At 46.7% G+C, this 26,576-nt stretch carries 21 protein-coding genes; 17 read left to right on the top strand and 4 right to left on the bottom strand.

The window, feature by feature from the left end; all coding sequences use genetic code 11:
• The first annotated feature begins 34 nt into the window (after nucleotides 1-34).
• The 6 genes from gpmI (at nucleotide 35) to AC3RV5_RS18525 (ending at nucleotide 5,628) form a co-directional block, all read left to right on the top strand.
• The gene (gene gpmI / locus AC3RV5_RS18550) at nucleotides 35-1,567 is read left to right on the top strand and encodes a 2,3-bisphosphoglycerate-independent phosphoglycerate mutase (RefSeq protein ID WP_489729064.1); all 1,533 of its coding nucleotides are present in this window, start codon (nucleotides 35-37) and stop codon (nucleotides 1,565-1,567) included.
• Nucleotides 1,568-1,630: 63 nt separating this feature from the next.
• Nucleotides 1,631-2,722 (top strand): murein hydrolase activator EnvC family protein, encoded by a 1,092-nt coding sequence (locus tag AC3RV5_RS18545; protein WP_489729063.1) that lies wholly within the window; start codon nucleotides 1,631-1,633, stop codon nucleotides 2,720-2,722.
• Between the two features lie 69 nt (nucleotides 2,723-2,791).
• On the top strand, nucleotides 2,792-3,583 hold the full coding sequence (locus AC3RV5_RS18540) for a divergent polysaccharide deacetylase family protein (RefSeq protein ID WP_489729062.1): 792 nt from the start codon (nucleotides 2,792-2,794) through the stop codon (nucleotides 3,581-3,583).
• A gap of 15 nt (nucleotides 3,584-3,598) precedes the next feature.
• Nucleotides 3,599-4,543 (top strand): DUF808 domain-containing protein, encoded by a 945-nt coding sequence (locus AC3RV5_RS18535; RefSeq protein ID WP_489729061.1) that lies wholly within the window; start codon nucleotides 3,599-3,601, stop codon nucleotides 4,541-4,543.
• 243 nt (nucleotides 4,544-4,786) lie between these two features.
• Nucleotides 4,787-4,996 (top strand): ChaB family protein, encoded by a 210-nt coding sequence (locus AC3RV5_RS18530; protein WP_489729060.1) that lies wholly within the window; start codon nucleotides 4,787-4,789, stop codon nucleotides 4,994-4,996.
• A 374-nt stretch (nucleotides 4,997-5,370) separates the two neighbouring features.
• Nucleotides 5,371-5,628: a DUF3081 domain-containing protein gene (locus AC3RV5_RS18525; protein WP_489729059.1), complete on the top strand. Its 258-nt coding sequence runs from the start codon at nucleotides 5,371-5,373 to the stop codon at nucleotides 5,626-5,628.
• A 34-nt stretch (nucleotides 5,629-5,662) separates the two neighbouring features.
• Here AC3RV5_RS18525 and AC3RV5_RS18520 read toward each other — a convergent pair whose 3' ends face one another.
• Entirely contained in the window at nucleotides 5,663-8,794 is a 3,132-nt protein-coding gene (locus AC3RV5_RS18520; RefSeq protein ID WP_489729058.1) for a response regulator, read from the bottom strand.
• A 165-nt stretch (nucleotides 8,795-8,959) separates the two neighbouring features.
• On the opposite strand from AC3RV5_RS18520, the gene lpxL reads away from it, so the two are divergent.
• The gene (gene lpxL, locus AC3RV5_RS18515) at nucleotides 8,960-9,892 is read left to right on the top strand and encodes an LpxL/LpxP family Kdo(2)-lipid IV(A) lauroyl/palmitoleoyl acyltransferase (RefSeq protein WP_489729057.1); all 933 of its coding nucleotides are present in this window, start codon (nucleotides 8,960-8,962) and stop codon (nucleotides 9,890-9,892) included.
• Nucleotides 9,893-9,997: 105 nt separating this feature from the next.
• Nucleotides 9,998-10,624 (top strand): TcpQ domain-containing protein, encoded by a 627-nt coding sequence (locus AC3RV5_RS18510; RefSeq protein ID WP_489729056.1) that lies wholly within the window; start codon nucleotides 9,998-10,000, stop codon nucleotides 10,622-10,624.
• 7 nt (nucleotides 10,625-10,631) lie between these two features.
• On the opposite strand, the gene glnE is transcribed toward AC3RV5_RS18510, so the two are convergent.
• Together glnE and AC3RV5_RS18500 are read right to left on the bottom strand one after the other, a co-directional pair.
• A complete protein-coding gene (glnE, locus tag AC3RV5_RS18505) occupies nucleotides 10,632-13,517 on the bottom strand; it encodes a bifunctional [glutamate--ammonia ligase]-adenylyl-L-tyrosine phosphorylase/[glutamate--ammonia-ligase] adenylyltransferase (protein ID WP_489729055.1) in 2,886 nt (961 codons plus the stop codon).
• A 61-nt stretch (nucleotides 13,518-13,578) separates the two neighbouring features.
• Nucleotides 13,579-13,806: a GIY-YIG nuclease family protein gene (locus tag AC3RV5_RS18500; RefSeq protein WP_489732207.1), complete on the bottom strand. Its 228-nt coding sequence runs from the start codon at nucleotides 13,804-13,806 to the stop codon at nucleotides 13,579-13,581.
• 217 nt (nucleotides 13,807-14,023) lie between these two features.
• On the opposite strand from AC3RV5_RS18500, the gene trhA reads away from it, so the two are divergent.
• The 3 genes from trhA (at nucleotide 14,024) to AC3RV5_RS18485 (ending at nucleotide 16,256) form a co-directional block, all read left to right on the top strand.
• Nucleotides 14,024-14,674: a PAQR family membrane homeostasis protein TrhA gene (gene trhA, locus AC3RV5_RS18495; protein ID WP_489729054.1), complete on the top strand. Its 651-nt coding sequence runs from the start codon at nucleotides 14,024-14,026 to the stop codon at nucleotides 14,672-14,674.
• Nucleotides 14,675-14,860: 186 nt separating this feature from the next.
• Nucleotides 14,861-15,898 (top strand): XrtA/PEP-CTERM system-associated ATPase, encoded by a 1,038-nt coding sequence (locus AC3RV5_RS18490; RefSeq protein WP_489729053.1) that lies wholly within the window; start codon nucleotides 14,861-14,863, stop codon nucleotides 15,896-15,898.
• Nucleotides 15,899-16,094: 196 nt separating this feature from the next.
• Nucleotides 16,095-16,256 (top strand): hypothetical protein, encoded by a 162-nt coding sequence (locus AC3RV5_RS18485; protein WP_489729052.1) that lies wholly within the window; start codon nucleotides 16,095-16,097, stop codon nucleotides 16,254-16,256.
• Nucleotides 16,257-16,386: 130 nt separating this feature from the next.
• Here the strand turns inward: AC3RV5_RS18485 and AC3RV5_RS18480 are convergent, their stop codons facing one another.
• On the bottom strand, nucleotides 16,387-17,238 hold the full coding sequence (locus AC3RV5_RS18480; RefSeq protein ID WP_489729051.1) for a LysR family transcriptional regulator: 852 nt from the start codon (nucleotides 17,236-17,238) through the stop codon (nucleotides 16,387-16,389).
• A 142-nt stretch (nucleotides 17,239-17,380) separates the two neighbouring features.
• On the opposite strand from AC3RV5_RS18480, the gene gcvT reads away from it, so the two are divergent.
• The 6 genes from gcvT (at nucleotide 17,381) to AC3RV5_RS18450 (ending at nucleotide 26,096) form a co-directional block, all read left to right on the top strand.
• Complete coding sequence (gcvT, locus tag AC3RV5_RS18475; RefSeq protein WP_489729050.1) at nucleotides 17,381-18,460, top strand: glycine cleavage system aminomethyltransferase GcvT; 1,080 nt, start codon at nucleotides 17,381-17,383, stop codon at nucleotides 18,458-18,460.
• A 133-nt stretch (nucleotides 18,461-18,593) separates the two neighbouring features.
• Complete coding sequence (gene gcvH / locus AC3RV5_RS18470) at nucleotides 18,594-18,983, top strand: glycine cleavage system protein GcvH (RefSeq protein WP_489729049.1); 390 nt, start codon at nucleotides 18,594-18,596, stop codon at nucleotides 18,981-18,983.
• Nucleotides 18,984-19,158: 175 nt separating this feature from the next.
• Nucleotides 19,159-22,068, top strand: a complete 2,910-nt coding sequence (gene gcvP, locus AC3RV5_RS18465) for an aminomethyl-transferring glycine dehydrogenase (RefSeq protein WP_489729048.1) — start codon at nucleotides 19,159-19,161, stop codon at nucleotides 22,066-22,068.
• A gap of 122 nt (nucleotides 22,069-22,190) precedes the next feature.
• Nucleotides 22,191-23,381: a cell division protein ZapE gene (gene zapE, locus AC3RV5_RS18460; RefSeq protein WP_489729047.1), complete on the top strand. Its 1,191-nt coding sequence runs from the start codon at nucleotides 22,191-22,193 to the stop codon at nucleotides 23,379-23,381.
• A gap of 363 nt (nucleotides 23,382-23,744) precedes the next feature.
• Nucleotides 23,745-25,235, top strand: coding sequence for a SulP family inorganic anion transporter (locus AC3RV5_RS18455; protein WP_489729046.1), 1,491 nt, complete (start codon nucleotides 23,745-23,747; stop codon nucleotides 25,233-25,235).
• Between the two features lie 9 nt (nucleotides 25,236-25,244).
• A complete protein-coding gene (locus AC3RV5_RS18450; RefSeq protein ID WP_489729045.1) occupies nucleotides 25,245-26,096 on the top strand; it encodes a universal stress protein in 852 nt (283 codons plus the stop codon).
• The last annotated feature ends 480 nt before the right edge of the window (nucleotides 26,097-26,576 follow it).

Genomic DNA, 26,576 nt, shown 5'->3' with positions numbered 1-26,576 from the left:
CTAATAACAGACAACCTTACCGACGGAGACCTTCATGACCCAGGCCAAAAAAACGCTCGCCTTAATTATTATGGATGGATGGGGGCATAGGGAAGACACCCAGAGCAATGCGATTGCCGCAGCCAATACACCCGTGTTAGATGGTTTAACGGAAGATTCCACCTATACCCTGATATCTGCTTCCGGTATGGATGTGGGTTTGCCGGGGGGGCAAATGGGAAATTCAGAAGTGGGCCATGTCAATCTGGGCGCCGGACGTGTGGTGTATCAAGAATTCACCCGGGTCACCAAAGCCATCAGTGACGGCGATTTTTTTACTAACCAGACGCTGGTTAGTAATGTGGATAAAGCCATTAGCCAGGGTAAAGCCGTACACGTTATGGGCTTATTGTCCCCAGGTGGGGTGCACAGCCACCAAGACCATATCTTTGCCATGTTAAAACTGGCCGCCCAGCGCGGTGCGAAAAAAATCTATTTACATGCCTTCCTCGACGGGCGAGATACGCCACCACGCAGCGCTAAGGCTTCCCTTGAGGCCGCCGATGCCGTGTTTGCCGAGCTAGGTGTGGGCAAAATCGCCACAATGGTGGGACGTTATTACGCCATGGATCGTGACTCACGTTGGGATCGTGTGCAAAAAGCCTATAACGTCATCAGTAAAGGTCAAGGCACATTTCAAGTAGCCAGCGCTGTTGAAGGCCTGGAGGCATCCTACCAACGAGACGAAAATGACGAATTTATGCAACCCACAGTGGTAGGTGACGCCGTGCCACTGGAAGCGGGTGATGCCTTGTTTTTCATGAATTTTAGAGCGGATAGGGCTCGTGAAATCAGCCGCCCGTTTGTGGAGGCGGATTTCGCTGAATTCGAAAAAGGCCAGCATATTAAATTAAGTGCTTTTGTCACGTTGACTCAGTACGCCCAGAGTATTGATGCGCCTATGGCTTTTGCCCCTGTACCTTTGGTAAACGTGATGGGTGAGTGGTTAGCGAAACATGATAAAACCCAGTTACGCATTTCAGAGACGGAAAAATTTGCCCACGTGACGTTTTTCTACAGCGGTGGCAGAGAAGATCTGTACCCAGGGGAAGAACGCATATTGATCCCGTCCCCCAATGTAGCCACTTACGATCTGCAGCCAGAAATGAGTTCTCAAGAATTAACCGATAAACTCGTTGCTGCCATAGAGTCGGGCAAATTTGACGCGATCATCTGTAATTACCCCAATGGCGACATGGTCGGGCATACGGGTAATTTCGATGCTGCCGTTAAAGCCTGTGAAGCCGTAGATAGCTGTATTGGTCGCGTGGTGGCAGCGATTAAAAAAGTCGGAGGGGATTGTCTGATCACAGCAGATCATGGCAACGCCGAGAAAATGGCAGATGAAGAAACAGGCCAGGCCCATACCGCTCATACCAGCGAGCTGGTACCATTTTGGCATGTTGGCCAGAAATCAACTGCCCGTGAAGGTGGGACCCTAAGTGATGTAGCGCCAACTATGTTGCATCTTATGGGTATGCCTCAGCCTGATGAGATGACCGGCACTCCTATAGTCACACTCGATTAAAAGCCGGTAGTGTTATTCAGCCGCTTTATCGCTAAAAAGAAGGCACCAAGCTATTGGTGCTTTTTGTTTATGTGTTTGTTTGGATTTGACGCATTTTCCCAAAGTGGTGATGAATTAAAAGCCGTACAACAACAAATCAAACACAAACAACAACAAATTGCCCAGCAACTGGCCCAAGCCAAATCCCTGCAAGGAGAACTCAGGCAATCCGAGCTGAGAATTGCCCAATCCGCCAAAGCATTAAATACCACAGATACTGATTTGGCGGCCAATACCGCCCAACAAACCCAGCTCAAAAGCCAACAACAAACGTTGCAAAATAATCTCAACCAGCAGCAAGAGGTACTGTCCAAACAGTTGCGTAGTGCTTTTATGACCGGCAATTATGACTATGCGAAAATGTTGCTAAACCAACAGGATGCTGGGAAGTTTGAACGGATTATTACCTACTATCAATATCTGAATAAAGCCCGGCGTGAACTAATTGACGAATTTCGTCAATGGGGTAAAGAGTTACGCCAAGTCAATCAGCAACTGCTCGATAAACAACAGCAATTAGAGACATTGCAACTTACCCAGAAGGCCCAGCAGCGGGAGTTGAACCAGCGACAAGCCTCACGGCAAATGACCCTGGCAAAAATACGTTCGGCCATTGAATCTGATGCAGCCAAAGTGGAAGAGCTGCAAGTGAATGAGCAAAACCTGCGCAAAGCCCTGGCAGAGGCCGAGCGTCTGGCAGCCCTCAAGCCGACGTCTTTTGATGGTTTAAGCAAACTCAAAGGCCGATTGTTGCAACCCACCAAGGGCAGGATCCGCCGACTCTTTGGCGATCGTCGCCAAGGACAGGTGCGTTGGAAAGGCATATTAATTGATGCTAATACCGGTGATAAGGTGGTGGCCGTACACGATGGTAAAGTGTTGTATGCCGACTGGTTGCGGGGTTTTGGACTGGTTGCTGTACTCGACCATGGCAATGGTTATATGAGTTTGTATGGACATAACCAGGCGCTGTTACGTCAGGCGGGTGATGTGGTCTCAGCGGGTGAATCTATCGCCTTGGTGGGGCAAAGTGGTGGCCAAGAGTCACCAAACCTGTATTTTGAAATTCGTCATAAAGGCATACCCGTTAATCCGTCGCAATGGTTGAAACCTTAGGCTGCGCAGGCGGATTTGGTGGTCTGCCGTAGCGGTCCGTTTTTAGATAAAATAATAAGAAGTTAATGTATGTATCGAACAATATTTATTCTGGCCCTGATTTTGGCCGTTGTCACACCCATTTATGGTGCCCGGGGGGCTGAAATTGCGCTGATCATCGACGATATCGGGAATAATTCCCGTGACGTAAGCGCCTTCGAATTGCCCAAAAATGTGGCATTATCGATCTTACCTCACAAGGCCTATACGGCGCGTTATGCCCAGCTCGCAACCCATCAACAACGAGACGTGCTGCTGCATATGCCGATGGAATCTATTTCCGGCCTAAAACAGGAGCCTGAGGTATTACTGGCCAGTATGTCGGCCCAGAACATAAATCATAGACTGCAGTTGGCCTTCGATACTGTGCCCAATGCCCTGGGGTTGAATAATCATATGGGCAGCCGCTTGACCCAACTTGGTGAACCCATGCTGGTAACCATGCTTTTTCTTCACCAACGAGGGTTGGCATTTGTGGATAGCCGTACCACTAAATTCAGCCAAGCGGAAAATATCGCTAAAACCAACGGTGTCTCAACCTTGCACCGTCACGTGTTTTTGGATAATGACTTGGATGTAGTGCAAATAGACAAGCAATTTAAACGTCTGTTACGTTTGGCCAATAAGTACGGCCAGGCACTGGCTATCGGTCATCCTCATGCCCAGACGATTAATTATTTAATGCGTAAAATACCGGAATTGAGCAAACACAATATCCAGTTAATAGCGCTCAGTGATATGCTGACCAAGTTATCACCGCTGGACGTTTTACCTGTGCCATTTGAATCAATTAATCCTGTCTATTTAAACACCGCCCCCTAACCTGGAGTTCCCTGTATGCCCGCATCCAATCTACTTGCCCTAATCGATGATATTGCCACCCTGTTGGACGATGTGGCTGTACTGTCAAAAGTGGCAGCCAAAAAAACCGCTGGCGTATTAGGGGATGATTTAGCGTTAAACGCAGAGCAGGTTTCCGGGGTCAAGGCCGACCGAGAGTTGCCAGTAGTGTGGGCGGTTGCCAAAGGCTCATTTCTCAATAAGCTTATTTTGGTGCCATCGGCCTTGTTGATCAGCGCCTTCATACCTTGGCTAATTGTAGTTTTGCTGGTCATCGGCGGTCTGTACCTTTGTTTCGAGGGTTTTGAAAAAATCTCTCATAAATGGTTGCACTCTAAAGCTGAGCTGGAAGCGCAACACCAAGCCAAGTTGGCGGCCGTGGCCGATCCAAACGTGGATTTGGTGGCACTTGAAAAAGACAAAATAAAAGGTGCTATTCGCACTGACTTTATCCTGTCGGCAGAGATCATAGTGATAGTGCTGGGCACCGTCAGAGAAGCGGACTTAAGTACCCAGATTGCCGTGGTATCGGCTCTTGCCTTGGCAGTGACGGTGGGGGTTTATGGTCTGGTCGCCGCCATAGTCAAACTGGATGATGCGGGGTTGTATCTGTTACGCAAATCGGTTTCGGGCTCATTTAATCGAATACAACGTTTTATGGGCCGCGGACTTTTAATCATTGCTCCCTTATTAATGAAGTTTTTGGCTATAGTCGGCACGGCCGCCATGTTCCTGGTAGGGGGCGGTATATTAGTACACAGTATTGAGTTTATTCATCATTATACCCAGTTGCTAATGCATGTCCTAGCCGTGCCAGCGCAGGGCATAATAGCCACCCTCGTGCCTATTTTAGTCGAAGGTGGAGTTGGTCTGATTGCAGGCGGCCTGGTGTTATTGGTTGTATCTCTGGTTACTAAATTGTTTGCAAATACCAAGTCATAAATTCGTAACGAGATTAAATGAGTAAGAGTGTGAGTTAATCCGCAGTGTTCCCACGTGCCAGTCGAAATAGCTTTTTAAATTTTGCTGCCTGTTGATTACTTTGCCTTACCAACGTGTGTCCTTGAATTTTGGCCCTGCTGTGCTTATTTAATATTAACTGCATGGCGAAGGGGGCCCCAATTTTATTTCTCCTGGTGGCCACCCTAAGCTTATGTTTGTTTAGTAACCTAAGGACTTACAGCAATGCTAACGGATAGTGTGCAGCATGCCTTACCCAAACACGCCCAGGAAATTTATCTGGCGGCCTTTAACCATGCTTTTGCTGAATATAAGGATCCTAAAGATAGGCGCGAAGAACAAAGCTTAGAAGAAACGCCCCACAAATTGGCCTGGTCAGCCGTCAAACGTAGTTATCACAAAAACGACAAGGCGCATTGGGTTAAAAACCCTTAATCAAACTACGAGTTGCAAACGTCTGCCCAGGACAGAGTATGAAATTTTGTCCCGGTTAATGCCAAAAGTACGTTAGCGGCCTGTTTGTTTAACCAGATATTGGCCGTCAGGGCAGTGCCATCCTCCCATTGTCGAGCTTGTCTGGTATAGGTTGTTATCTTGAGGGCCTTGTGAGTCCACACTATAAGCTCGAATTAGACAGATATAAGCGGAATTAGCGCAGCCGATTTAGGGCCTCGGCCCATATATTGCTTTCTCGGCCCATATATTGCTTTATGGAGTAGACTGGTCAGGCATTTCCCCTATCTGATGGGCAAAATTACAGACGGTACAAGTTTTAAGTTAGGGCATTGACCACAACAGCAAGGAACAATATGAAAAACGAGATTGATAGCAAATTTATATTAAATGTATTTGAAAAAATTCGTCAGCACGGAGAAACCAAAGACGAAGGTTATCTACTGGGAGGGATCACCGCCTATAGTGATTTCGACGGTTATACTGTTTTTATGGAAGATGCTAATGTAAAACTGCGCTTTGGGTTTCACAATCAATACCATTTCGACTATGAAAAAGATGAGCATCTTCAGCAATTCGAGAAAAAGCTCAAAAACATAGATACTGAATATTAATAATCTTAGCCTGGTACGTTAAACAGAGGTGACGTCATTTGCCTATCCAACGCCTTAGTTCGGCGCCGAGCAGTTTAAGCTCAATTGGTTTGGCCAGATAGCTGTCCATACCTGCAGCCAGGCAATTTTCCTTATCGCCTTTCATGGCGTTAGCTGTCAGGGCGATGATCGGGATGTTGGGGGCTATGTTGGGATGGGCGCTATTACGGATAACGCGAGTGGTTTCATAGCCGTCCATGACGGGCATTTGACAGTCCATTAATATCACATCGAATAGGGTAGTTGCGTTTTGCAACAAATCGATGGCCTGCTGACCATTTTCGGCCAATAACATGGTACAACCCATGTTTTTCAGCATCTCGATGACCACTTGCTGATTGATAAAGTTATCTTCGACGATCAGTACATGGAGTGGTTGATTTTGCAGGTTGAGAATTTTAGTGTCACTCTCTTGCGTTTGGTGTTGGGTACTGGGGGTAATGGCGCGTCTTAGATGCTTGTAAAGATCGTTGAGTTTGATGGGTTTTGCCAGGCAGTTAATGTTGTCTGGTATATCTGACTCAGTGTCTTTTTCTGACCATTGGAAAGGTGTCATTAGGGTGATGCTAAGTGTATCGAATTGTGGCTTGCTACGGATGACTTTGGCTAGTTCAGCGCCATTCATGCCTGGCATTTGAACATCGATCAACGCCAAGTTAATCGGTGACGGATCATGCTGATGCTCTCGTAAAAGCTTGAGTGCCTGTTGGGCATTCTCTGCTTGTAATACTTTTACATAGGTATCCTCTAATTCCTTGCTCAAGACGTCTCTACTACTGGTATTGTCGTCTACTACCAGTACTGTAGTGTGGTGAAAATCAGCCAGCGTTTCTGCTTGCTGCTCAGTATTGCTGGGCAAATATCGGATGCTAAACCGGAATGTTGAACCTTGCTGCCACTGACTTTTTACCCCTATTTCTCCACCCATCAGCTCGGTTAACTGTTTACAGATGGCCAGACCAAGACCTGTGCCGCCAAAGTTGCGAGTGGTAGAGGAATCGACTTGCATAAATTTGCTAAACAAATTTTGTTGTTTTGCCGGTTCAATGCCAATGCCGCTATCTTTGACACTAAAACACAGTGTCAGCTGGCTGTCAGTACTGACAGCCAGGACGATCTCACCTTTATCGGTAAACTTGATTGCATTGCTGATGAGATTTGTCAGCAGCTGTTTGATCCTGCCTGGATCGCTATTTATCCAATGAGGTACAGCCTTGTCCAGAGAAAATACCAACTCCAGGCCTTTCTGTTGGGCTCGGTCGGCGAAAGTATCAATCACGTTACCTAGTAGTAAATGCAAATCAAAATCTATGGCTTCGATGCTTAACTTGCCCGCTTCAATTTTCGAAAAATCCAGGATATCGTTGATAAGTAATAATAAAGATTCACTGCTGCTGCGCACCAGTTCGGCGTAGTGACGCTGCTTGTTAGTCAGTTCAGAGTCCAGTAACAAGTCATTCATGCCCACAATGCCATTGATTGGAGTGCGGATTTCGTGGCTCATGTTGGCCAGAAATTCACTTTTGGCGCGACTCGCTTCTTTGGCCCTCTCTTCTGTTTGTTTTAAGGTGGTGATGTCTTGAAACGCGCCGCGTAACTTGACTGCCTCACCCTCCACGTATTCCGCATACCCAACCGCCCTTACCCAGATGTGATTGTTTTTGGCGGTAATAAAAGGCAACTGTAAATCCCACTTCGTGCCCTGCGCAATGGCTTGCTCGATAGCTTGTTGAATAACAGGGCGCGCAGAGGGGGCATAAAAATTGATAGCATTGTCTAGGTCGACGGTAGAGCCGATAGGTAACTCATGAATGCGGTAAACCTCATCTGACCAAATCAATTCGGTGTGCACTAAATCGAGTTCCCAGCCACCCAAGCTGGCCATTTCGCCAGTGGTTTCAAGTAACTCCTGTTGCCGTTGTCGCTCTTTATCGAGTTGTTTAAATTGGCTGATATCCCGCCCGACCAAGAGAAAGCCGTCCTGCAGATTATCCTTGGCGCCTAACGTAGTTACGGTCAGTTGCACCGGAAATTGCCCTCCGGTTTTGCTGACATAAGTCCACTCGGTTTCCTCTACCTTACCTAAAGACGCGTTACAAAATAATGATCCCAAGGGCGACGTTTGTTGAGGGTGATGTTGCGAACGGGCGAAGTGGGTTAATTCGTCAGTTAAATGCAAATCTAGAATATTTATCTGGGTTAGCATTTCATTGTGGGAGTAACCGAGCAGCGTTTCAGCGGTTTGGTTGCTGGTTAAAATGTTACCCTGGATATTGCAGGAAATAATGATCAAATTGGCATTATTTAAGATGGCTTTTTTCATGCGGTTTGCTTGGAGCAGAGCTATTTCGGCATTTTTTTGTTCACTGATATCATTTTGCATGGCGATATGTCCAGCGAACTTTTTTTGGTCAAAGATCGGATGGCAGTTTATTTTCAGCCAATAGGGTTTGCCACTTTTAGTGTAATTTAATACTTCAACATTAAACGGTTCACACTGCTGCACGGCAGTATGCATCAGTTTTACAGTTGCAAGGTCGGTATCTATTCCCTGCAGAACGTGCCCGGGTTTTTTACCTTTTACCTCATGCAAAGCATACTCGCTAAGCCGGGTGAATCCGTCGTTGACCCACTTTATCTTGCCTAGCGGGTCGGTAATGACCACGGCGTTGTCGGTTTCTTGTAACACCCGGGTAAAAATGTCATTATTTTTCTGGGGTTCATCTACTTGTTCATTGTCCGACAATGTGCGTAATGGGACGGGTAATAAGGTGACAATAAAAAAACGCAAGCCCTGTTTGTTAATAGGTGCAAGGTGGAGCGTAAGTATAAGCCCCTCCCCATCCTGTTTTAATCCAGTGCAGGTGCCCCCCAGGTTACCGGCAATCGTATCTAGAGGCTTGAAAATATCACCGTTAAACGCATTTTTTTGCATGCAAAAACTGTCTGGTAACAAGGTATTGATGGACAAACCCTCAAGCGCGGATTGAGGGTAATTGAATAGCCCAGCTGCTGCAGTGTTTGCATAAGTTAGCTGCCCACAATCAGATACCTCTAATATCGCACTGGCGACGGCATCTAACAAAATGCTGGATGGGCTATAATCAATAGGGGTTGTTACAGACATCTCGAAATTCCACCATAATACAAATGCTTAAAAACGTTAGCCCATCACGGGCACTACTATAAGTTTAAACATGGTCACTAAGCATAAAGTAAAAATATCTCTATACCCAACCACTTTGCCAGCATTGTAGATTACAATAGCGCAAATTCTCTCGTGGAGCAGAAATTGCGACAGGCAATCGTTAGCGCACCCAAGTTTAAACTTTCATTTTTACTCCCTCAATACTGGTTAACCTGGCTCAGCGTGATCCTGCTGTACAGTATTTCCTGGCTGCCGTACAAGCTACAAACTTATATCGGCAAGGGTATAGGTAAACTGTTGGTCGTATTCGCAAAAAAACGGGTCAAGGTTGCCCAGCGAAATCTGGAGTTGTGTTTTCCCCATTATTCCGAACAGGAGCGTCAAGCGCTTTTACAAGCCAATATCGACAATGCTGGCATGGCCGTACTTGAAACCGGTATGGGGTGGTGGTGGCCAACTTGGCGTGTGCAACGCATAGGCGAGTTTGAAGGTTATGAACATATAGAGAATATTCTGCACAAAGGTAAGGGAGTACTGGCCTATGCCATCCATAACATGAACCTGGAATTTGCCTGCCGGGTGGCGGGGTTGCGCAATCCTTCGGTGGCTTTTTATCGCAAACATAACAATCCGCTGATGGAATATATGCAGTATCGCGGGCGCAATCGCTCCAACAAATATATGGTGCATAAACGTGATGTACGGGGACTGATCACCGCCTTGAACGCTGGCGAGGTGTGTTTTTATCTGCCGGATCAGGATTATGGGCGTAATAAGTGCGCATTTACCCCATTTTTTTCCGTAGCAGAAACCGCCACGACCACAGGATCCTTGCTGTTTGCAAAAGAGGCAAATTGTGAAACGGTGTTTCTTACGCCGATTAAAACGGCCACGGGCTACAAAATAAAAGTATTCCCGGGACTGGAGAACTTCCCCTCAGGTGACGATAAAGAGGATGTGGCAAGGATCAACCAAATGGTAGAAAAAATGGTGTTGCTTGCCCCTGAACAATATCTATGGATGCATAAACGCTTTAAAACCCGGCCAAACAAAGACGATCCATCCTTGTATGACTAGGTCTAATGACTAGGTCTAAAGACTAGGTCTAATGACTAAGTCTAATGACTAGGTGAATGGAACAAGCAGCCGGCTATCGACTTTGGCTACACACTACGGGACAAGATGAAAAAAAAACGAGCTTACTCTTTCTCGCTACTTTGGTTGAGACATGTATTTCTGGCGGTAGCGGTGATCGCTATCGCTACTTTTGTGATCATACTGCAACATATGAATGCCACGGCACCTATACCAGAGGGAGGGGCTGGGCCTAAATCTGTTTCGCAAAATGTGTCAGATTTTTACGCCGAATATCGCCTCTCTTCTCGCCATCCTCGGGACGAAATTATAGGCGATTTTGTGAATGTGGTGAAAAACTCCGATCAGCCCCTGGCGCAACGTTTACGCAAAATGGAAAGCTTGCAAAAACCCCTGCCACCCAACTGGGCCGGCGAATACAAACATAGATCGTTCAAAGCTGGCACCACTTTGCGTGGGGCGATCACCGATTACGCCCAATCCGAAGGCATACAATTAATTTGGGAACTGGATCGCGACTTTATCGTCAAACATGACTTTCAAATCGACAGTTCCGTGATGGGTAGTTTGCGGGAAATTGCGGTGGCCATTGACAGTAACTTTGACGGCACGGTCCGCGCCTATATGTGTTTCAAGCAGCGCTCACTGGTCATCACCAACAAAAAAATCCTCTACTTACGCGACAACTGTAGCGAAGCAGGCACGAGTGGGTAGCACTGAGTTAGTGCTCAAAGATCCTTTGCCAAATAGCGTTTACCCCTTGGCGCAGGCTATCATATTGGGCCGAATCGGCTAAACGATTTTCCTGTTGCAAGACCAGTCGATGATTGCGGTTTCTGTAGGTAAGATAGGCATCACTTAAGGCCTGGGCGTCTTGTTCGCTGATGATAGAATGCAGTTTGAGTGTTTCCAAAATGCGCACATTGTCTTGCCACTTGGCTAATTTCGGGTACTGGTGAGTGTATGCTAATACATAATATTGCACGATGAATTCGATGTCTGCTATGCCACCGCTATCTTGTTTGAGATCGAAGCCCTCTTGTTGAGGGCTACTTAAATGGGTGCGCATTTTTTCACGCATTTCCTTAACCTGGTTTTTCAGTTCAGGCAAAGGTCGAGGCAAGGCTAAGATACGCTGGCGTAATTCATAAAATTGTCGCTCGAGACTCGCACTGCCATAGATAAAACGAGCACGGGTGAGGGCCTGGTGTTCCCAAGTCCAGGCATTTTGCTGCTGGTATTGTGCGTAGCTATTGATATGACAGACTAACAAACCAGAATTTCCTGAAGGGCGTAGCCGCATGTCCACTTCGTATAGAGATCCTGAGGCGGTTTTGGTATTGAATAAGTGTAAGACACGCTGGGCGAGTTTTATATAAAACAACTGGGACTCTATGGGTTTCGCCCCATCCGTTGGCTCTGTGCTGGTACAATTGTGTAAAAACACCAAGTCTAAATCCGAACCGTAACCCAATTCATAGCCACCTAATTTACCATAACCAATGACGGCAAAGCCGCGACTCATGGTATCTGGCTCATCATCTTCCTGTTCAGTATTCTGGGGAAGACCATATTTTTCCAACATATGTTGCCAGGCCAAATTCACGACCTGTTTAATGATACTTTGCGCCAAAAAGGTCAAGTGATCGCTGACTTTCATGACATCCAGGGCGCCCGTGATGTCAGCGGCGGCAATCTTTAACTGCTGACATAACTTGAACTGGCGCAGGGCTTCCATCTGTTGCTCCAGATCCGTTTCATCTACTCTGAGCATCGCCAGGCGCAGTTCCCCATCGTATTCGGTCAGTGCTGTGGGGTTATAGAGCTCAGCGGGATTGAGTAACTCATCCAGTAACAAGGGAAAGCGGCTGATTTGGTCTGTCACCCAGGGGCTGACTTTACACAGCTTGACCAGCTGATTCATGGCCCCCTGATTTTCATAGAGTAAATCCAGGTAAGCGGTGCGCCCATAAATGGCCTTAAATACCTGTAGGGTGCGGGCCAGGATATGGCTGGCGCTTTGGGGCTCGTTGTTCAATATTCCCAAGAGCAACTGGGGCATTAACTTGTTTAAGATATTCTCCCCTCGCTGCCCAATTCTACTGCTACTGAGGTTGTCACGAAAATCGCTCAGTACCTTAACGATAGCTACTGCCTGTTCGCTATCCAACCAGTTACCGAGCAAGGATTTGCTCTCATCGGCGGTGAGCTCCAACAGCCATAGGTCTTCCAGTTCACTCAAGGCCGGATCCCCATCTTGACTGGTGTGGGTAGCCTCTTCACCTATGAGTTGGGAAAAGTGTTCGTGGATCAACGTGCTGTGTTGGGTCAGTAGAGTGAGAAATGCGGGGTAATCCGCTAGCCCTAGAACATGCACCAGACGCTTTCGCCCCTTTTCGTCGTCCGGCAGTACCTGGGTTTGTTTATCGGCAAATTGCTGCAATGAATGTTCTACCTTGCGCAGCCACAGGTAACTGCTGCGTAAGTGCTCCCCATCGGACTGGGGTAGAATGTGTAACTTGCTCAGCTGCTGTAAGTTATATAACAACCCCTGGGTTTGCAGTCGCGGCTCGCGGCCCCCCCGGATCAACTGTAAACTTTGCACAATGAATTCTGCTTCCCGGATCCCACCGCGGCCTAGCTTGATGTTGTTAGCCAGTTTTCTGCGCCGTACCTCTTGGTTGATCATGCTCTTCATTTTACGCAGAGAATCCAAGGCACCGTAGTCTAGGTATCGGCGGTAAATAAAGGGCCGCAGTATGTCTTCAAGTTCTTCAAGATCGGGGCTGTCGGGGTTGAGTATACGGCCCTTTAACATGGCGTAACGCTCCCACTCACGGCCTTGATCCTGGTAATACTCCTCCATGGCAGAAAAGTTCAACACCAGAGGGCCGCTTTCTCCAAAAGGGCGTAAACGCATGTCGACTCGGTAAACTTGGCCGTCTGTGGTGATCTGGTGCAGGGCACCGATTAATTTTTGTGCCAATTTGGTGAAAAATTGTTGGTTTTCAATGGACTTTTTACCACCCTGAGTAGAGCCATATTCGGGATAGGTGAAAATTAGATCGATATCAGATGAAAAATTCAACTCCTTACCCCCCAGTTTACCCATACCTATAATAAATAACGATTGCTCGCCATGTTCACCCATGGGCAAACCAAAACGCAGGGCCAAATGCTGCTTGAGCCAATCGCTGGCCTGTAAAATCAGCTGTTGGGCAAGACTAGATACTTGCACTAAAGACGACTCGATGCTTTGCATGTTGAGCAAGTCCCGCCAGGCAATGCGCAGCATATGTAAATTGCGAAAGCGCCGCAGACAGGTAAATAACTCGTCCTCTGTACCCACTATTGTCAGCGCCTCGGCCAGCAACACTGCGTAGTCTACATCCACCTCATCGACCAGGTTGTTGTCTAGCAATTGTTGCAAATAGTCGGGGTGGTGCAGGCAGCTATCGGCAATAAAATCACTTAACGCAAAGGCTTGTTCGATCATTTGTTGTTGGGTCGACCAGTGAGGCTTAAATTCTGGGCTGTTTTGCAGTGTTAACCAGTGTTTTCGCCCCAGGCTTTTAAGTTCAGTGGGGAGGTCAGATAGTTGCAACATAGGTAAGGACTCTTTTAGTCATGAATATTTGCCTGTACCAGACAGGAGTAGTGGCCATCAATTAAGGGTTTACCCCTAAGGGAGAATGGCTATGGGGGCAGGGTAAGTGGCCCGTGACAAATTGGCACTTTTGTGTCTTGTTAAGTTTTTTGACCCATATTTCCATTTTCAGTGCTTGGGAGTGGGAGCTTAGTTGACAACAATAAATCATGGTTAAGGGCCCTTTACCGCGTAATGCCTTTGCACATTTTAGTCCACTGGCCTGATGTTCCGCGAAACGTTTCTGCAAGTCTTTGCAAATACCAGTGTAATAATGCTGATACTTGTTTTCGATGATATATAAAAACCAACTGTGCAAGTTTATCTAACCTTAATCTTCCATTAGACTCAGCGCGCAGCGATCTCAACGGTGCAATTTACCTGCGGCTGAACCTACATTTTATTTGGGTGTACAAGTGTACGCTGAACTATTATTATGCCGGTTCACTTTATTACCAGGCGCAGTCATGCAACAACACGTTCCACCCATCCCCCTAGTCAAGAGCTACACCGTAATCGAAGAGGCGCTCAATTCCGTCAGCCACGCCTTGGGGTGTATTGCGTCTGTGGTAGGTCTGGTGTTTTTGTTGTTACGCGCCGCAGATACGTTAGCCCAAACCGCATCGATAATCTACGGCGTTTCCATGATCAGCATGTTTTTATCATCCACCTTGTATCACGGCTTTCGCAACCAAAAGATTAAACGTGTCTTAAAGGTGGTCGACCACAGTGCTATATATCTGTTGATAGCGGGCACTTACACGCCCTTTATGTTATTAGCCATTGGAGGATGGGTTGGCTTGCTGGGGATTGTACTGATCTGGTCTCTGGCAATTATTGGCGTGGTGTTTAAATGTTTTGCTGCAAGCAAATATCCAAGACTCTCAGTGACGACTTATTTACTAATGGGCTGGATCGCACTGTTTTTTATTTATCCGTTATATCAGGCCCTGCCTAGTGGTGGCTTGTGGTTATTGATCAGTGGTGGGCTTTGCTACACTGTAGGGGTGATTTTTTACGTGGCTAAAAGTATCCGTTATACCCATCCTATTTGGCATTTGTTTGTGACCGCCGGTTGTATCTTCCACTATTTTGCCATCTACATTTATGTGGTGTGACGCGACTTCAGTGGCGGTATAGCCAGCTATAATCCCGTTTTAGGGTATGGGTAGCAAAATGAGTTGGCAATTTGAGTCAGTTTTAACTGATTTAAAGCGGCCTAGCCATTGCTAAGCTATTCCATGATAGCTTAAGCTATGGTTACATTTGCCTGAGCTATTAGCCCGACGGACACAGCGTTTTTTATGTACGAAAATTATTACGGACTCGATTCTAAACCCTTTCAATTGACACCTGACCCCAGCTTCTTTTTTGCCAGTAAGTGGCACAAGCGTGCCATGTCTTATTTGCAATATGGCCTTTCCCAAGCCGAAGGTTTCATTGTGATCACCGGTGACATAGGCACGGGGAAAACCACTATTGCCAATAGTTTATTGGATGCGATGCAGGACGATATAGTGGCGGCGCAAATTGTGACCCCCAAACTAAGTCCCGACGAACTGGTCAAAATGGTGGCCAGCAAGTTCAACATTCAGGTAAAGGGCAGTACCAAAGCAGACATTCTGGATGATTTAGAAAAATTCCTGATGCACTTGCATCAACAGGGTAAACGGGCCCTGCTACTGGTCGATGAAGCGCAAAACCTGCCCTTGGAAACCATCGAAGAGTTGCGCATGCTGTCTAACTTTCAGGCTGCAGGCAAGCCATTGCTACAGAGTTTTTTACTCGGTCAGGAAGAATTGCAGCCCATTTTGCGGGCCCCCAATATGGAGCAATTCCGTCAGCGTATCGTCGCCTCCTGCCATTTAGCCCCTCTGACTGCAGAGGAATGCCAGGCCTATATTGAATATCGCATGCATCACGCAGGGTGGAAGGGCACTGAGCTATTCTCTGAGGGCGCGTACGACAAAATATTTAAATTCACGCGAGGGATCCCGCGCAAAATCAACACCTTAATGGATCGAATATTGTTGTATGGCTTTTTAGAAGAGCTGGAAACTTTCGATGAGGCAGCGGTAGAGACTGTGGTCAAAGAAGTGGCGGATGAAATGTTTTTACCGGACAACCGGCCGGCCGAGAGTGCCCAGGCAAGTATGGTTGGGATTACCGATGAACCTAAAGCCGATGTGCTTAAAGATGTCGCTTATTATAAAACTATGTTAACGGAGCTGACGGATGCCCTGGATGATGCCATTAGTCATAAAATAAAATTGACCCGTTATATAGATAGATTGTTGAAAAAGAAATATAAAACCTACGTCCGTTTAAAGTCTGACGATTAAAAAGTTAATATTTTGCTAATTACGTGGCCCCGGGGAACTTTTCGGGTATAAACTTATCCAAATACATGTTTGCAATAGATGTTCGGGTATGAACTTACCCAAGAACCTGCTTGCAATGTAAGCAGTAGTAATAGCTTATTTAGCGAGTTTGCTAGTGCCATTTACAAAGCTTGTAAACATTTATGGGGGTGAGGTAATGAAACGCGGTATTCATGATAAAAAAGAGATGAGCGACGTCTCCGGGATGGGCAATCTGTTAAAGGATCGTCGCAAAGCTTATTATCATGGAAAATATAATCGAGAGATTTTTTCAGTTGTATTATTGCTTGCCTTTATCGGCATATTAATTATTAAATAAATGAACGACTAGCCGCGCAATTCAGTTGAAATAATTTCCATGGGTCACTAAGACGCTGTTTATAAAATGGGTGTTCAGGCCATATTTTTTAAATTTTATCCACTCTATCTGCATATATACACCTACCAAACTAAAATTTACCCAGCCGGGATTTAATAAACTCGGCGAGTTTGTTGCTTGCCTCAGGGTATCGATCAGCCTGATGAAACAAGGCTATTTTTATCTTACCCAAGTGCGGTAAACTCTCGTGGCGGATGATGCTCAATTCCTGTGGCACACTGCTTCTGGCCAGCGCACTGATACCCAAGCCCTGATTGATCGCGGCGGTGATCCCCCCTAAATCTGCATTGGTGTAAGTAATACGCCATTGGGTCGTCTGCTGCTTAAGCGCCTGGATCACCCGGCTTCGGTAAACACAGCCATCGGGTGCCAGTACCAGGCTAAGAGTCTTGCCGGTAAAACTCTGATTTTTTTCCCCCACCCAGACAAGATCATCGTCCAGCAGCAATTCACCCTCTATTTGTTTATTTGGCGGTACCAGTGCCATGATCAAATCAAATTCCTGACGATGGTTGTCGTTAAGTAACGATTTGCTCAACGCCGAGGTGACCTCCAGTGAGACATCTGGATACAGCTTGCTAAAATCGCCGATAATATTGGGCAACAATGTGGTAGCAAATTCGCTGGGAATACCCAAACGTAAACGGCCACGTAATGACGTAGGTGCAAAGTGGCGGAATATATCATCGTTCAGGGCCAACATATGTTTGGCCTGCTGATAGAGCGAAAGTCCCTCGTTATTGGCCTGGTGACGTTGGCCTACCTTTTTAAACAGACGTTTATCCAGTTGGGTTTCAAGGCGTTTAATTTGTAAGCTGATGGCCGGTTGTGAGCGACCTAGAAACTCCCCTGCTTTGGCATAGCCTCCCAGATCAATAACGGTGACAAAGGTGCGCAGATTATCCAATGACAATTGTTTCATAAATAAATCGTATATTACCTAAACTGATGAAAAGTATTCTATAGATAAGTTTTATTAATGTAAGCATAAATATTTTCAATTTGTCGCTTATCTGACCTGAACCTATACTCTGAACCAAACTCCTCACAGTAGATTACTTCACATGCCAAGCAAAACCGTTCTGCATAGTAAACATCTTGAAGCTGGCGCCAAAATGGTCGACTTTCACGGATGGGAAATGCCTATTAACTATGGCTCGCAAATCGAAGAGCATCATGCGGTGCGGCGCGATGCCGGCATGTTTGACGTTTCTCATATGACCATAGTGGATGTGACCGGTGAACAGGCCCAAGCTTATTTGCGCCATTTGCTAGCCAACGACGTGGCTAAATTGCAAGAGCGGGGCAAAGCCCTGTACAGCGGCATGTTGAACGAAGAGGGCGGCGTGGTAGACGACCTGATCGTGTATCACTTCGATGTAACCAATTACCGTCTTGTGGTCAATTCGGCGACCCGTGAAAAAGATATGAACTGGCTGTTAGCCCAGGCCAACGGTTTTTCGGTAACCATTACGGAGCGCCCCGAGTTTGCCATGATAGCGGTGCAGGGCCCAAATGCTAAAAGCAAAGCGGCGCAATTGTTTTCAGCGGCACAAAAAGAAGCGGTCGCAGGCATGAAAGCTTTTTACGGCGTGCAGGCGGAAGACTTGTTTATCGCCACCACAGGCTACACGGGTGAAGCCGGCTACGAAATTATGGTACCCAATGCCCAAGCAGCTGACTTCTGGCAAAAATTACTTGATGCAGGTGTGGTACCGTGTGGTTTGGGTGCCCGAGACACCTTGCGTTTAGAAGCCGGCATGAACCTCTATGGTCAGGACATGGATGAAACCATCTCGCCACTGGCGGCCAATATGGCCTGGACTATCACCTGGGAGCCCACTGAACGCGACTTTATGGGCCGCCAGGCCCTCGAAAAACAAAAAGCGGCGGGCACCGAGAAACTGGTTGGCCTGGTATTGACCGAAAAAGGTGTATTACGTGGCGGACAAACTGTGCAAGTACAAGGCGGTGAAGGCGTCATCACATCAGGCTCATTTTCCCCTACTTTGGGTCACAGCATCGCCATGGCGCGGGTGCCAAATACAGTAGGTGATACAGCGCAAGTGGAAATGCGCAAAAAGTGGGTTACAGTAAATGTGGTGAAACCCAGTTTTGTCAGAAATGGCAAAAGTGTCCTTTAAAATTTAACAGCAGAGTTGTTACCCGTGGTTGGCCTTTGGTCACAACACTGATTGATATTGATAAAATACAGTTGGCTTGGCAGAGTAATACGTTGGCAGGCTTAAAATTAGATTAGATACTTTAGGAACAGTTATGAGCAATATCCCAGCAGATTTACGTTATGCCTCTACTCACGAATGGGTGCGGCCCGAAGGTGACGGTACCTTCACAATTGGTATCAGTGAGCATGCCCAGGAACTCCTTGGCGACATGGTTTTTGTTGAACTACCTGATGTGGGTGCAACGGTCAGTGCCGGTGACGACATAGCCGTTGCGGAATCTGTCAAAGCGGCATCGGATGTGTATGCGCCCATTTGTGGTGAGATTGTGGCCGTGAATGAAGATTTGGAAGACAGCCCCGAGCTGGTCAACTCAGATCCCTATGGTGATGGCTGGTTGTTCCGTATTAAAGCCGATGACGTTGAAGAAGTTGAAGGTTTGCTTGACGCTGAAGCTTACGAAAACAGCATCGAGGAAGACTAACCGCAATATTAGCCAGCGAGCAGGCAAGGTGTCTATCGCTGGTTTCCTGCGCACCGCAAACAAAGGGGCTTTTTTATTTTACGGCCCTTAGCTACCTAATACATTTTTATATTGCCGCGATGAGCCCGGCTCATTGCTTTAGTTCACCTACGTTTCAGGAGTCGGTAAGCCAGTTATGCCACATGCTAATTTTTCCCTATCCCAATTAGAGCAAAAACAAGATTTTGTCCGCCGCCATATAGGCCCAAGTGAAACCGAGATGGCACAGATGCTGGAGCTGGTTGGCGCCACTTCCCTGGACGATTTGATGCAGCAAACCGTGCCCGAGGGCATACGTTTACCTGGTCCGCTTAACGTGGGTGAAAGCCAAACTGAAGCACAGGCTCTGGCCTATTTAAAAACTATTGCCGCCAAAAACTCCGTACACCGCTCTTTTATCGGTATGGGTTACAGCGATACCCTGACACCTAACGTCATTTTGCGTAACGTACTGGAAAACCCAGGTTGGTATACCGCTTATACACCTTACCAACCGGAAATTGCCCAGGGGCGCCTGCAAGCGCTGTTGAATTTCCAGCAAGTGACCATGGATTTGACCGGTTTGGAGCTGGCTTCCGCCTCCTTGTTAGATGAAGCTACCGCCGCCGCCGAGGCCATGGGCTTGGCCAAAAGGGTATCAAAAAACAAAAAGTCCAACCTGTTTTTTGTCGCCGATGATGTGCACCCCCAAACACTGGACGTGATCCAGACTCGCGCAGACATGTTTGGCTTCGACGTTATAGTTGGCGCCGCTGAGAATGCCAGCCAACATGATATATTTGGTGCCTTGTTACAATATCCCGGTAGCACTGGGGAAGTGTTGGACCTGAGCGCTATTATCGCCGGGGTACAGGCCAACAAAGGCGTAGTGTCGGTATGCGCAGATATCATGAGCCTGATTTTACTCAAAGCGCCAGGTGAAATGGGGGCCGATGTAGTATTAGGTTCGGCCCAGCGTTTTGGAGTACCTATGGGTTATGGAGGCCCCCATGCCGCATTTTTTGCTACTCGTGATGCTTATAAACGCTCTTTGCCCGGGCGTATCATAGGTGTATCGAAAGACAGCCGCGGTAAACCTGCTTTACGTATGGCGCTTCAAACCCGTGAGCAACATATCCGCCGGGAAAAAGCCAATTCCAACATCTGTACTGCCCAGGTTTTGCTGGCCAATATGGCCTCTTTCTACGCTGTATATCATGGGCCTGCAGGCCTGAAAACCATCGCCTCGCGTATTCATCGTCTGGCGGATATCCTGGCTCTGGGTATCAAGCAAAAAGGCGCGCCGGGTATAACGTTGCGTCACGACACCTGGTTTGACACCCTGACCATCAACGTGACAGAGCAAAAAGACGCGATCATCACGGCAGCCAACCTGGCGAAAATGAATTTACGTGCAGACCTCAATGGTGCAGTAGGGATCAGCCTGGATGAAACCACTACGCGTGATGACATTGAGCAGTTATTTAATGTGTTGTTCGGTGCGGATCACGGGCTGGATATCCCTAAGCTGGATCAACAGCTGGTTGCCTCGGGCAGTCAATCTATTCCTGAAGCAGTGTTACGCAGCAACGACATTCTGACCCACGAAGTATTCAACAGCTACCAGTCAGAAACTGAAATGCTGCGTTATATCAAATCCCTGGAAGACAAAGACTTAGCCTTAAACCACTCAATGATCTCCCTGGGCTCATGCACCATGAAGCTCAATGCCACCTCCGAGATGATCCCGGTCACCTGGCCTGAATTTGGCAAACTGCATCCCTTTGCCCCTATTGATCAGGCTCAAGGCTATAGCCAGATGTTAGGCGAGCTAAGTGAATGGTTGTTAGATATCACAGGTTACGACGCGCTTTCTATGCAGCCCAATTCTGGTGCCCAGGGCGAATACGCTGGTTTGATCGCCATCCAGAAATATCACGAGAGCCGCGGCGAGAGTCAGCGTAATGTGTGTTTGATCCCCAGCTCTGCCCACGGTACTAACCCCGCATCGGCGCAAATGGTCAGCCTTAAAGTGGTCGTGGTCAACTGTGATAAAAACGGCAATATCGATTTAGCAGATTTGCGCAAAAAAGCCGCGGAAGTGGCGGATAACCTCTCCTGTGCCATGATCACTTACCCCTCAACGCACGGGGTATACGAAGAAACCATCAAGGAAATCTGCGATATAGTGCATCAGCACGGTGGCCAGGTGTACATGGATGGCGCCAACATGAACGCACAGGTTGGGGTAACCTCACCGGGTTTGATCGGCTCGGATGTATCGCACCTTAACTTACATAAAACCTTTTGTATTCCACACGGAGGCGGCGGTCCAGGTATGGGGCCAATCGGCGTCAAAGCCCACTTGGCGCCGTTTTTGCCAAACCATAAGGTAATTGATACCGGCAATACCACAGCCGGCAACGGCGCAGTATCGGCCGCACCTTGGGGCAGCGCTTCTATTTTGCCCATTAGCTACATGTACATCAAAATGATGGGCAGCGCGGGGCTTAAAAAAGCCACCGAAGTGGCCATACTAAATGCCAACTACATTGCCAATAGACTCGAAGGGCATTACAACGTTTTATACCGCGGGCGCAATGGGCGGGTCGCCCACGAATGTATTATCGACCTACGCCCGTTAAAAGAAACCTCAGGTGTAACCGAAGTAGATATCGCCAAGCGTTTGAACGATTACGGTTTTCACTCACCGACCATGAGTTTCCCGGTGGCAGGTACATTTATGATCGAACCCACGGAATCCGAAGCCAAAGTCGAGCTGGACAGGTTTATTGAAGCCATGGTGTGCATACGCGCCGAAGTGGCCAAGGTAGAATCCGGCGAGTGGGGGGCAACGGATAACCCGTTGCACAACGCCCCCCATACTCTGGATGACATTTGTGATGCCAACTGGGATCGCAGCTACGATCGTCAAACCGCCGCATACCCAGTGCCCGGCATAGCCAAAAATAAATTCTGGCCATCAGTGAATCGTATCGACGACGTGTTTGGGGACAGAAATTTGATCTGTAGCTGCCCAAGTTTGGACAGTTATCGCGAAGACTAGGTGTGTTTAAATGAAAATGCGAACTTTCGGGTTCGCTTTTTTTTTCTTTAAAACATAGGCTGGCGCGCTAAAAATAGCTAGGATTCTCGTCTGAATTTAGTCATTTGTTGGAAATATTCACTATGCCTGATGGGTCAAGCCGTACACCAACACTTAACTCTCCTTTTGCAATATATCAATCGCAATTGGGCAGTAGGCTGGTTGATGATCCATCACAAGTACAAGCAATAAACGCTCTGGATGCACTTTTTGAGCAATTAAGTCAGCAAAGTACAAGGTCACCCGAGCCCATCAACGGGCTTTACCTGTGGGGTGACGTGGGTCGGGGTAAAACATTTTTAATGGATTTGTTTTACGATTGTTTGCCACAAAAAGGCAAACTGCGACTGCACTTTCATCGTTTTATGGCGCGCATTCATCACGCCCTCAAAGCGCAAGCCGGTCAACAAGATCCCTTGGTGCTCATTGCCAAAGACCTAGCTAAAGAATGCCGTATATTATGTTTTGATGAGTTTTTTGTCTCCGACATTGGCGATGCCATGATACTGGCAGGTTTGTTTGCATGTTTGTTTGAACAAGGCGTGGTGTTAGTCGCTACTTCGAATATTCCAATCGAGCGTTTATATGAAAATGGCTTAGCCCGACATAAATTTTTGCCCTGCATAGCTCTGCTACAACAACATACACACATGTTGCATCTTGCAGGTAAGCAAGATCACCGCTTACATCAACACCATGCACAGCAATGTGAAACGGTGTTTATCGCAGCATCTAAGTATGTGGGCAATACAGTAAAAATGGATTTTGCGGCTATTTTTTCTGATCTAACGCAGGCACCTAGCTCAGCAAAAATCAATAATACCAGCATAAACATCTGCCACCGCAATATTACGGTAGTCCGCGCCACTGACATCAATATCTCAAACTCAGTTGTATGGTTCGACTTTTACGCTTTGTGTGACGGCCCACGTTCGCAACTCGATTACATGGAAATTGCCACTCGCTTTAACACGGTGATGTTAAGTGGTGTACCGCAATTGGGAGGCCAAGTGCGGGGATGGATTAAGGCCCGTGGCACCGAAGATGGCATAGGTGACAACCAAGCCACCAGCACCGGTGAACGTATTTTGTCCTATGCGGTTAATGATGACATGGCTCGACGTTTTATCAGCCTAATCGATGAGTTATATGACCAAAAAGTAAGACTGTATTTAAGCAGTGATGTACCAATAGCAGAACTTTATTTACAAGGCGCACTGGTGTTTGAATTTCGCCGCACCTATAGTCGCTTAATTGAAATGAGTCAGAGCTAAGTGAGTTTGTTATTGCAATAGTTGTATTGGTGTTGATTCATGAAGCTGTATTAGCTCTAACACGAGCGACATTTTTGAAATTCTGCCCAGTTGCAGTGGTATCAGCTGAAACCTATGAGACAATGACATAAAGCATTATCAATTCTGTAAAACATTGTATTAAAATTACAGATTGTATAGACTTTCCTAAAATTAATTACCGTGGGATCTGACTTTGACACTTACGCCGCCCTAGGCTCGTCCCCCTTCATGATGCACTTTTTAGAGGTGCAAATTTATCGCGTTATTCGCGATAATATCTCATTTAAATAAATCAGAAATTATTCCCCATTCGGGAATGTTAAACACTATTAGGTTATTTGCATGCTTGAACACGTTAAGAGAGATTGGCTCTCCAATATTCGTGGTGATGTACTTGCGGGGATTGTAGTGGCGCTAGCCCTCATCCCCGAAGCCATTGCCTTTTCTATTATTGCTGGCGTTGATCCCAAGGTTGGGCTTTATGCGTCATTCTGTATTGCGGTTGTCATCGCATTTGTTGGCGGCAGACCTGGAATGATATCTGCGGCAACCGGTGCGATGGCTTTATTGATGGTGACCCTAGTTAAAGAGCATGGGCTGGAATATCTACTGGCTGCAACACTCCTCACAGGTGTACTGCAAATTTTGGCTGGATTTCTCAAACTCGGTGAATTGATGCGTTTTGTCTCTCGATCAGTCGTTACGGGATTTGTTAACGCTCTTGCCATTCTCATCTTTATGGCTCAATTACCAGAGCTGACCAATGTGACCTGGCATGTATATGTTATGACCGCCGCTGGCCTTGGTATCATTTATCTCTTTCCGTACCTGCCAGTAATAGGTAAAGCAATTCCATCGCCACTGGTATGCATAGTATCGCTCACAGTGGTCGCCATTATAATGGGATTAGACATTAGAACGGTTGGTGATATGGGAGAATTGCCTGATACCTTACCTATATTTTTATGGCCTGATGTCCCTCTTGATATAGAGACCCTGATAATTATCTTACCGTATTCAATAGGCCTTGCCATTGTGGGCCTTCTAGAATCTATGATGACAGCCACTATCGTCGATGATTTGACTGATACATCTAGTGACCGAAATAAAGAATGTAAAGGCCAGGGTATCGCAAATATTGGTGCGGGTTTGTTTGGTGGAATGGCGGGTTGCGCCATGATTGGCCAATCTATTATCAACGTGAAATCTGGTGGGCGAGGTCGGCTCTCTACTTTTGTGGCGGGCGCATTTTTGTTAGTTATGGTGGTTTTCCTTGATGAGTGGCTGCGTCACATTCCTATGGCGGCACTGGTTGCGGTCATGATCATGGTTTCGATAGGTACGTTTTCCTGGTCATCGATCAAAGATTTGCGTAAACACCCACTTTCTTCAAATATAGTAATGGTAACGACGGTTATTGTTGTCGTAGTGACCCACAATCTTGCAATTGGTGTTCTTATAGGGGTCCTGCTGGCAACCTTGTTTTTTGCCAACAGAATTGGGCGTTTTATGGTTGTTAAATCTGATTTTTCGGTGTCTGAAAATGTCAGAACCTATGAAGTTATTGGGCAAGTGTTTTTCGCCTCTGCAGAGCAATTTATCAACGCTTTTGACTTTAAAGAAGCCGCCGAAACCGTCGTCATTGATCTTACTCATGCACACTTTTGGGATATCACAGCAGTGACATCGTTAGATAAAGTCGTGATTAAATTTAGGCGTGAAGGTGCAACGGTTAATCTTATCGGTATGAATAAAGCCACTGAAACCGTGGTCGACAAGTTTGGGGTACACAATGATCCTAAAGAAATCGAAAAGTTGTTAGGCGGACACTAAGGAAAAATGATGAAAAAAATAATGACCTGCGTGGATGGTTCAGCAATGACAGCCGCCGTAACCGATGCGGCAATCTGGGCTTCAAAAAAACTAGATAAGCCAGTGTGCTTTTTGCATACCTTGGAAAAAGAGCAGCAACACGGTGCAGATGATTATTCTGGCGCAATTGGACTGGGTGCCCGCTCCGCTTTACTTGAGGAAATGACCAAACTGGATGAACAGCGTGGAAAGGTGGCGTTGCAGCTCGGTAAAGAATTACTTTCCAAGGCAGCCAAAAAAGCAGAAAGTTTGGGTGTAAAGGGGGTGGAAACAATTCAACGTCACGGAGATGTAGTTGAAGCGATTAACGACTTACAGGATAAAATCCGTCTCATAGTTATTGGTAGAAGTGGACAGGGGCATGATGCTAATTTCACTGCTCTGGGTTCACACATTGAAACCTTGCTACGCCAAGCTAGTGATCCTGTTTTAATTGTTCCTGCTGAGTTTAAACAGCCTGCCTCTTTTATGGTGGCCTATGATGGAAGAGAGACCGCCGATAATGCGTTGCAAAAAGTGATTGATGGTGGTCTGTTATACGGACTGCATTGTCATTTGGTTTCTGTAAAGAATAATGAGACCGATCTAAACGATAAACTAAATGCTGCAAAACAGAGGCTGGAAAACAAGGGGTTTAACGTAACAGCTTCATTTATAGAAGGTGATATTCACCAATCGCTTATGGAGTATATAACAACTAATACCGTGGACTTGGTTGTAATGGGTGCGTTTGCACATTCTAAGCTTCGTCGGTTTTTCGTGGGAAGCAACACTATTAAGATGCTAGAGCGGTGTGACGTGCCGCTAATAGTGTTGCGATAGAAACCGCCAATCACAATTTTATACTGAACAAAGTGGGCTGGGGAAGTTTATTACCACCTAGCTCACCTAAAATCTTTCCTTGATTACTGGTATTAAAAACCTGCGCTTCACCAAACAGCCTGTGAAAATACTCACTTATAGCTGCCAATACACTCATGAAAAACGTTTAATGTTGGTTATTGGCTGTGAGTTTAACTGGTCAATACAGCGCCAGGAGACATAGGGCGGGGTTCCATTTTGGTCTAGCTTGGGGGGCAGGTGACGGTTAGCCCTGCAATAGCGGCAAGTTGGTCGCGATGGTAGTAACATAGTGCCTTCAGCTTGGCGTGAAAAATCGCCTCAGATAATCTTCTATTTATTAGGGCGCGAAAATTATGTGCCCGTTTAGCGTCGCCTGATCGGCGTTTTTTCTTCACCTTTACTTCCATTTTTGAATAATTGGGTTAAAAAATAACATTTTTTTAGCTTTTTTTAGTTTAC

The sequence above is a fragment of the Paraglaciecola sp. IT1134 genome, assembly GCF_058068185.1.
This window is presented reverse-complemented; position numbering and strand designations above follow the sequence as displayed.

What these genes read in the sequence shown, in the direction of transcription:
- gpmI (WP_489729064.1), top strand. Translation starts at nt 35, where the DNA reads ATGACCCAGGCCAAAAAAACGCTCGCCTTAATTATTATGGATGGATGG.
- AC3RV5_RS18540 (WP_489729062.1), top strand. Translation starts at nt 2,792, where the DNA reads ATGTATCGAACAATATTTATTCTGGCCCTGATTTTGGCCGTTGTCACA.
- AC3RV5_RS18535 (WP_489729061.1), top strand. Translation starts at nt 3,599, where the DNA reads ATGCCCGCATCCAATCTACTTGCCCTAATCGATGATATTGCCACCCTG.
- AC3RV5_RS18530 (WP_489729060.1), top strand. Translation starts at nt 4,787, where the DNA reads ATGCTAACGGATAGTGTGCAGCATGCCTTACCCAAACACGCCCAGGAA.
- AC3RV5_RS18525 (WP_489729059.1), top strand. Translation starts at nt 5,371, where the DNA reads ATGAAAAACGAGATTGATAGCAAATTTATATTAAATGTATTTGAAAAA.
- AC3RV5_RS18520 (WP_489729058.1), bottom strand. Translation starts at nt 8,794, where the DNA reads ATGTCTGTAACAACCCCTATTGATTATAGCCCATCCAGCATTTTGTTA.
- AC3RV5_RS18510 (WP_489729056.1), top strand. Translation starts at nt 9,998, where the DNA reads ATGAAAAAAAAACGAGCTTACTCTTTCTCGCTACTTTGGTTGAGACAT.
- glnE (WP_489729055.1), bottom strand. Translation starts at nt 13,517, where the DNA reads ATGTTGCAACTATCTGACCTCCCCACTGAACTTAAAAGCCTGGGGCGA.
- trhA (WP_489729054.1), top strand. Translation starts at nt 14,024, where the DNA reads ATGCAACAACACGTTCCACCCATCCCCCTAGTCAAGAGCTACACCGTA.
- AC3RV5_RS18490 (WP_489729053.1), top strand. Translation starts at nt 14,861, where the DNA reads ATGTACGAAAATTATTACGGACTCGATTCTAAACCCTTTCAATTGACA.
- AC3RV5_RS18485 (WP_489729052.1), top strand. Translation starts at nt 16,095, where the DNA reads ATGAAACGCGGTATTCATGATAAAAAAGAGATGAGCGACGTCTCCGGG.
- AC3RV5_RS18480 (WP_489729051.1), bottom strand. Translation starts at nt 17,238, where the DNA reads ATGAAACAATTGTCATTGGATAATCTGCGCACCTTTGTCACCGTTATT.
- gcvT (WP_489729050.1), top strand. Translation starts at nt 17,381, where the DNA reads ATGCCAAGCAAAACCGTTCTGCATAGTAAACATCTTGAAGCTGGCGCC.
- gcvH (WP_489729049.1), top strand. Translation starts at nt 18,594, where the DNA reads ATGAGCAATATCCCAGCAGATTTACGTTATGCCTCTACTCACGAATGG.
- gcvP (WP_489729048.1), top strand. Translation starts at nt 19,159, where the DNA reads ATGCCACATGCTAATTTTTCCCTATCCCAATTAGAGCAAAAACAAGAT.
- zapE (WP_489729047.1), top strand. Translation starts at nt 22,191, where the DNA reads ATGCCTGATGGGTCAAGCCGTACACCAACACTTAACTCTCCTTTTGCA.
- AC3RV5_RS18455 (WP_489729046.1), top strand. Translation starts at nt 23,745, where the DNA reads ATGCTTGAACACGTTAAGAGAGATTGGCTCTCCAATATTCGTGGTGAT.
- AC3RV5_RS18450 (WP_489729045.1), top strand. Translation starts at nt 25,245, where the DNA reads ATGAAAAAAATAATGACCTGCGTGGATGGTTCAGCAATGACAGCCGCC.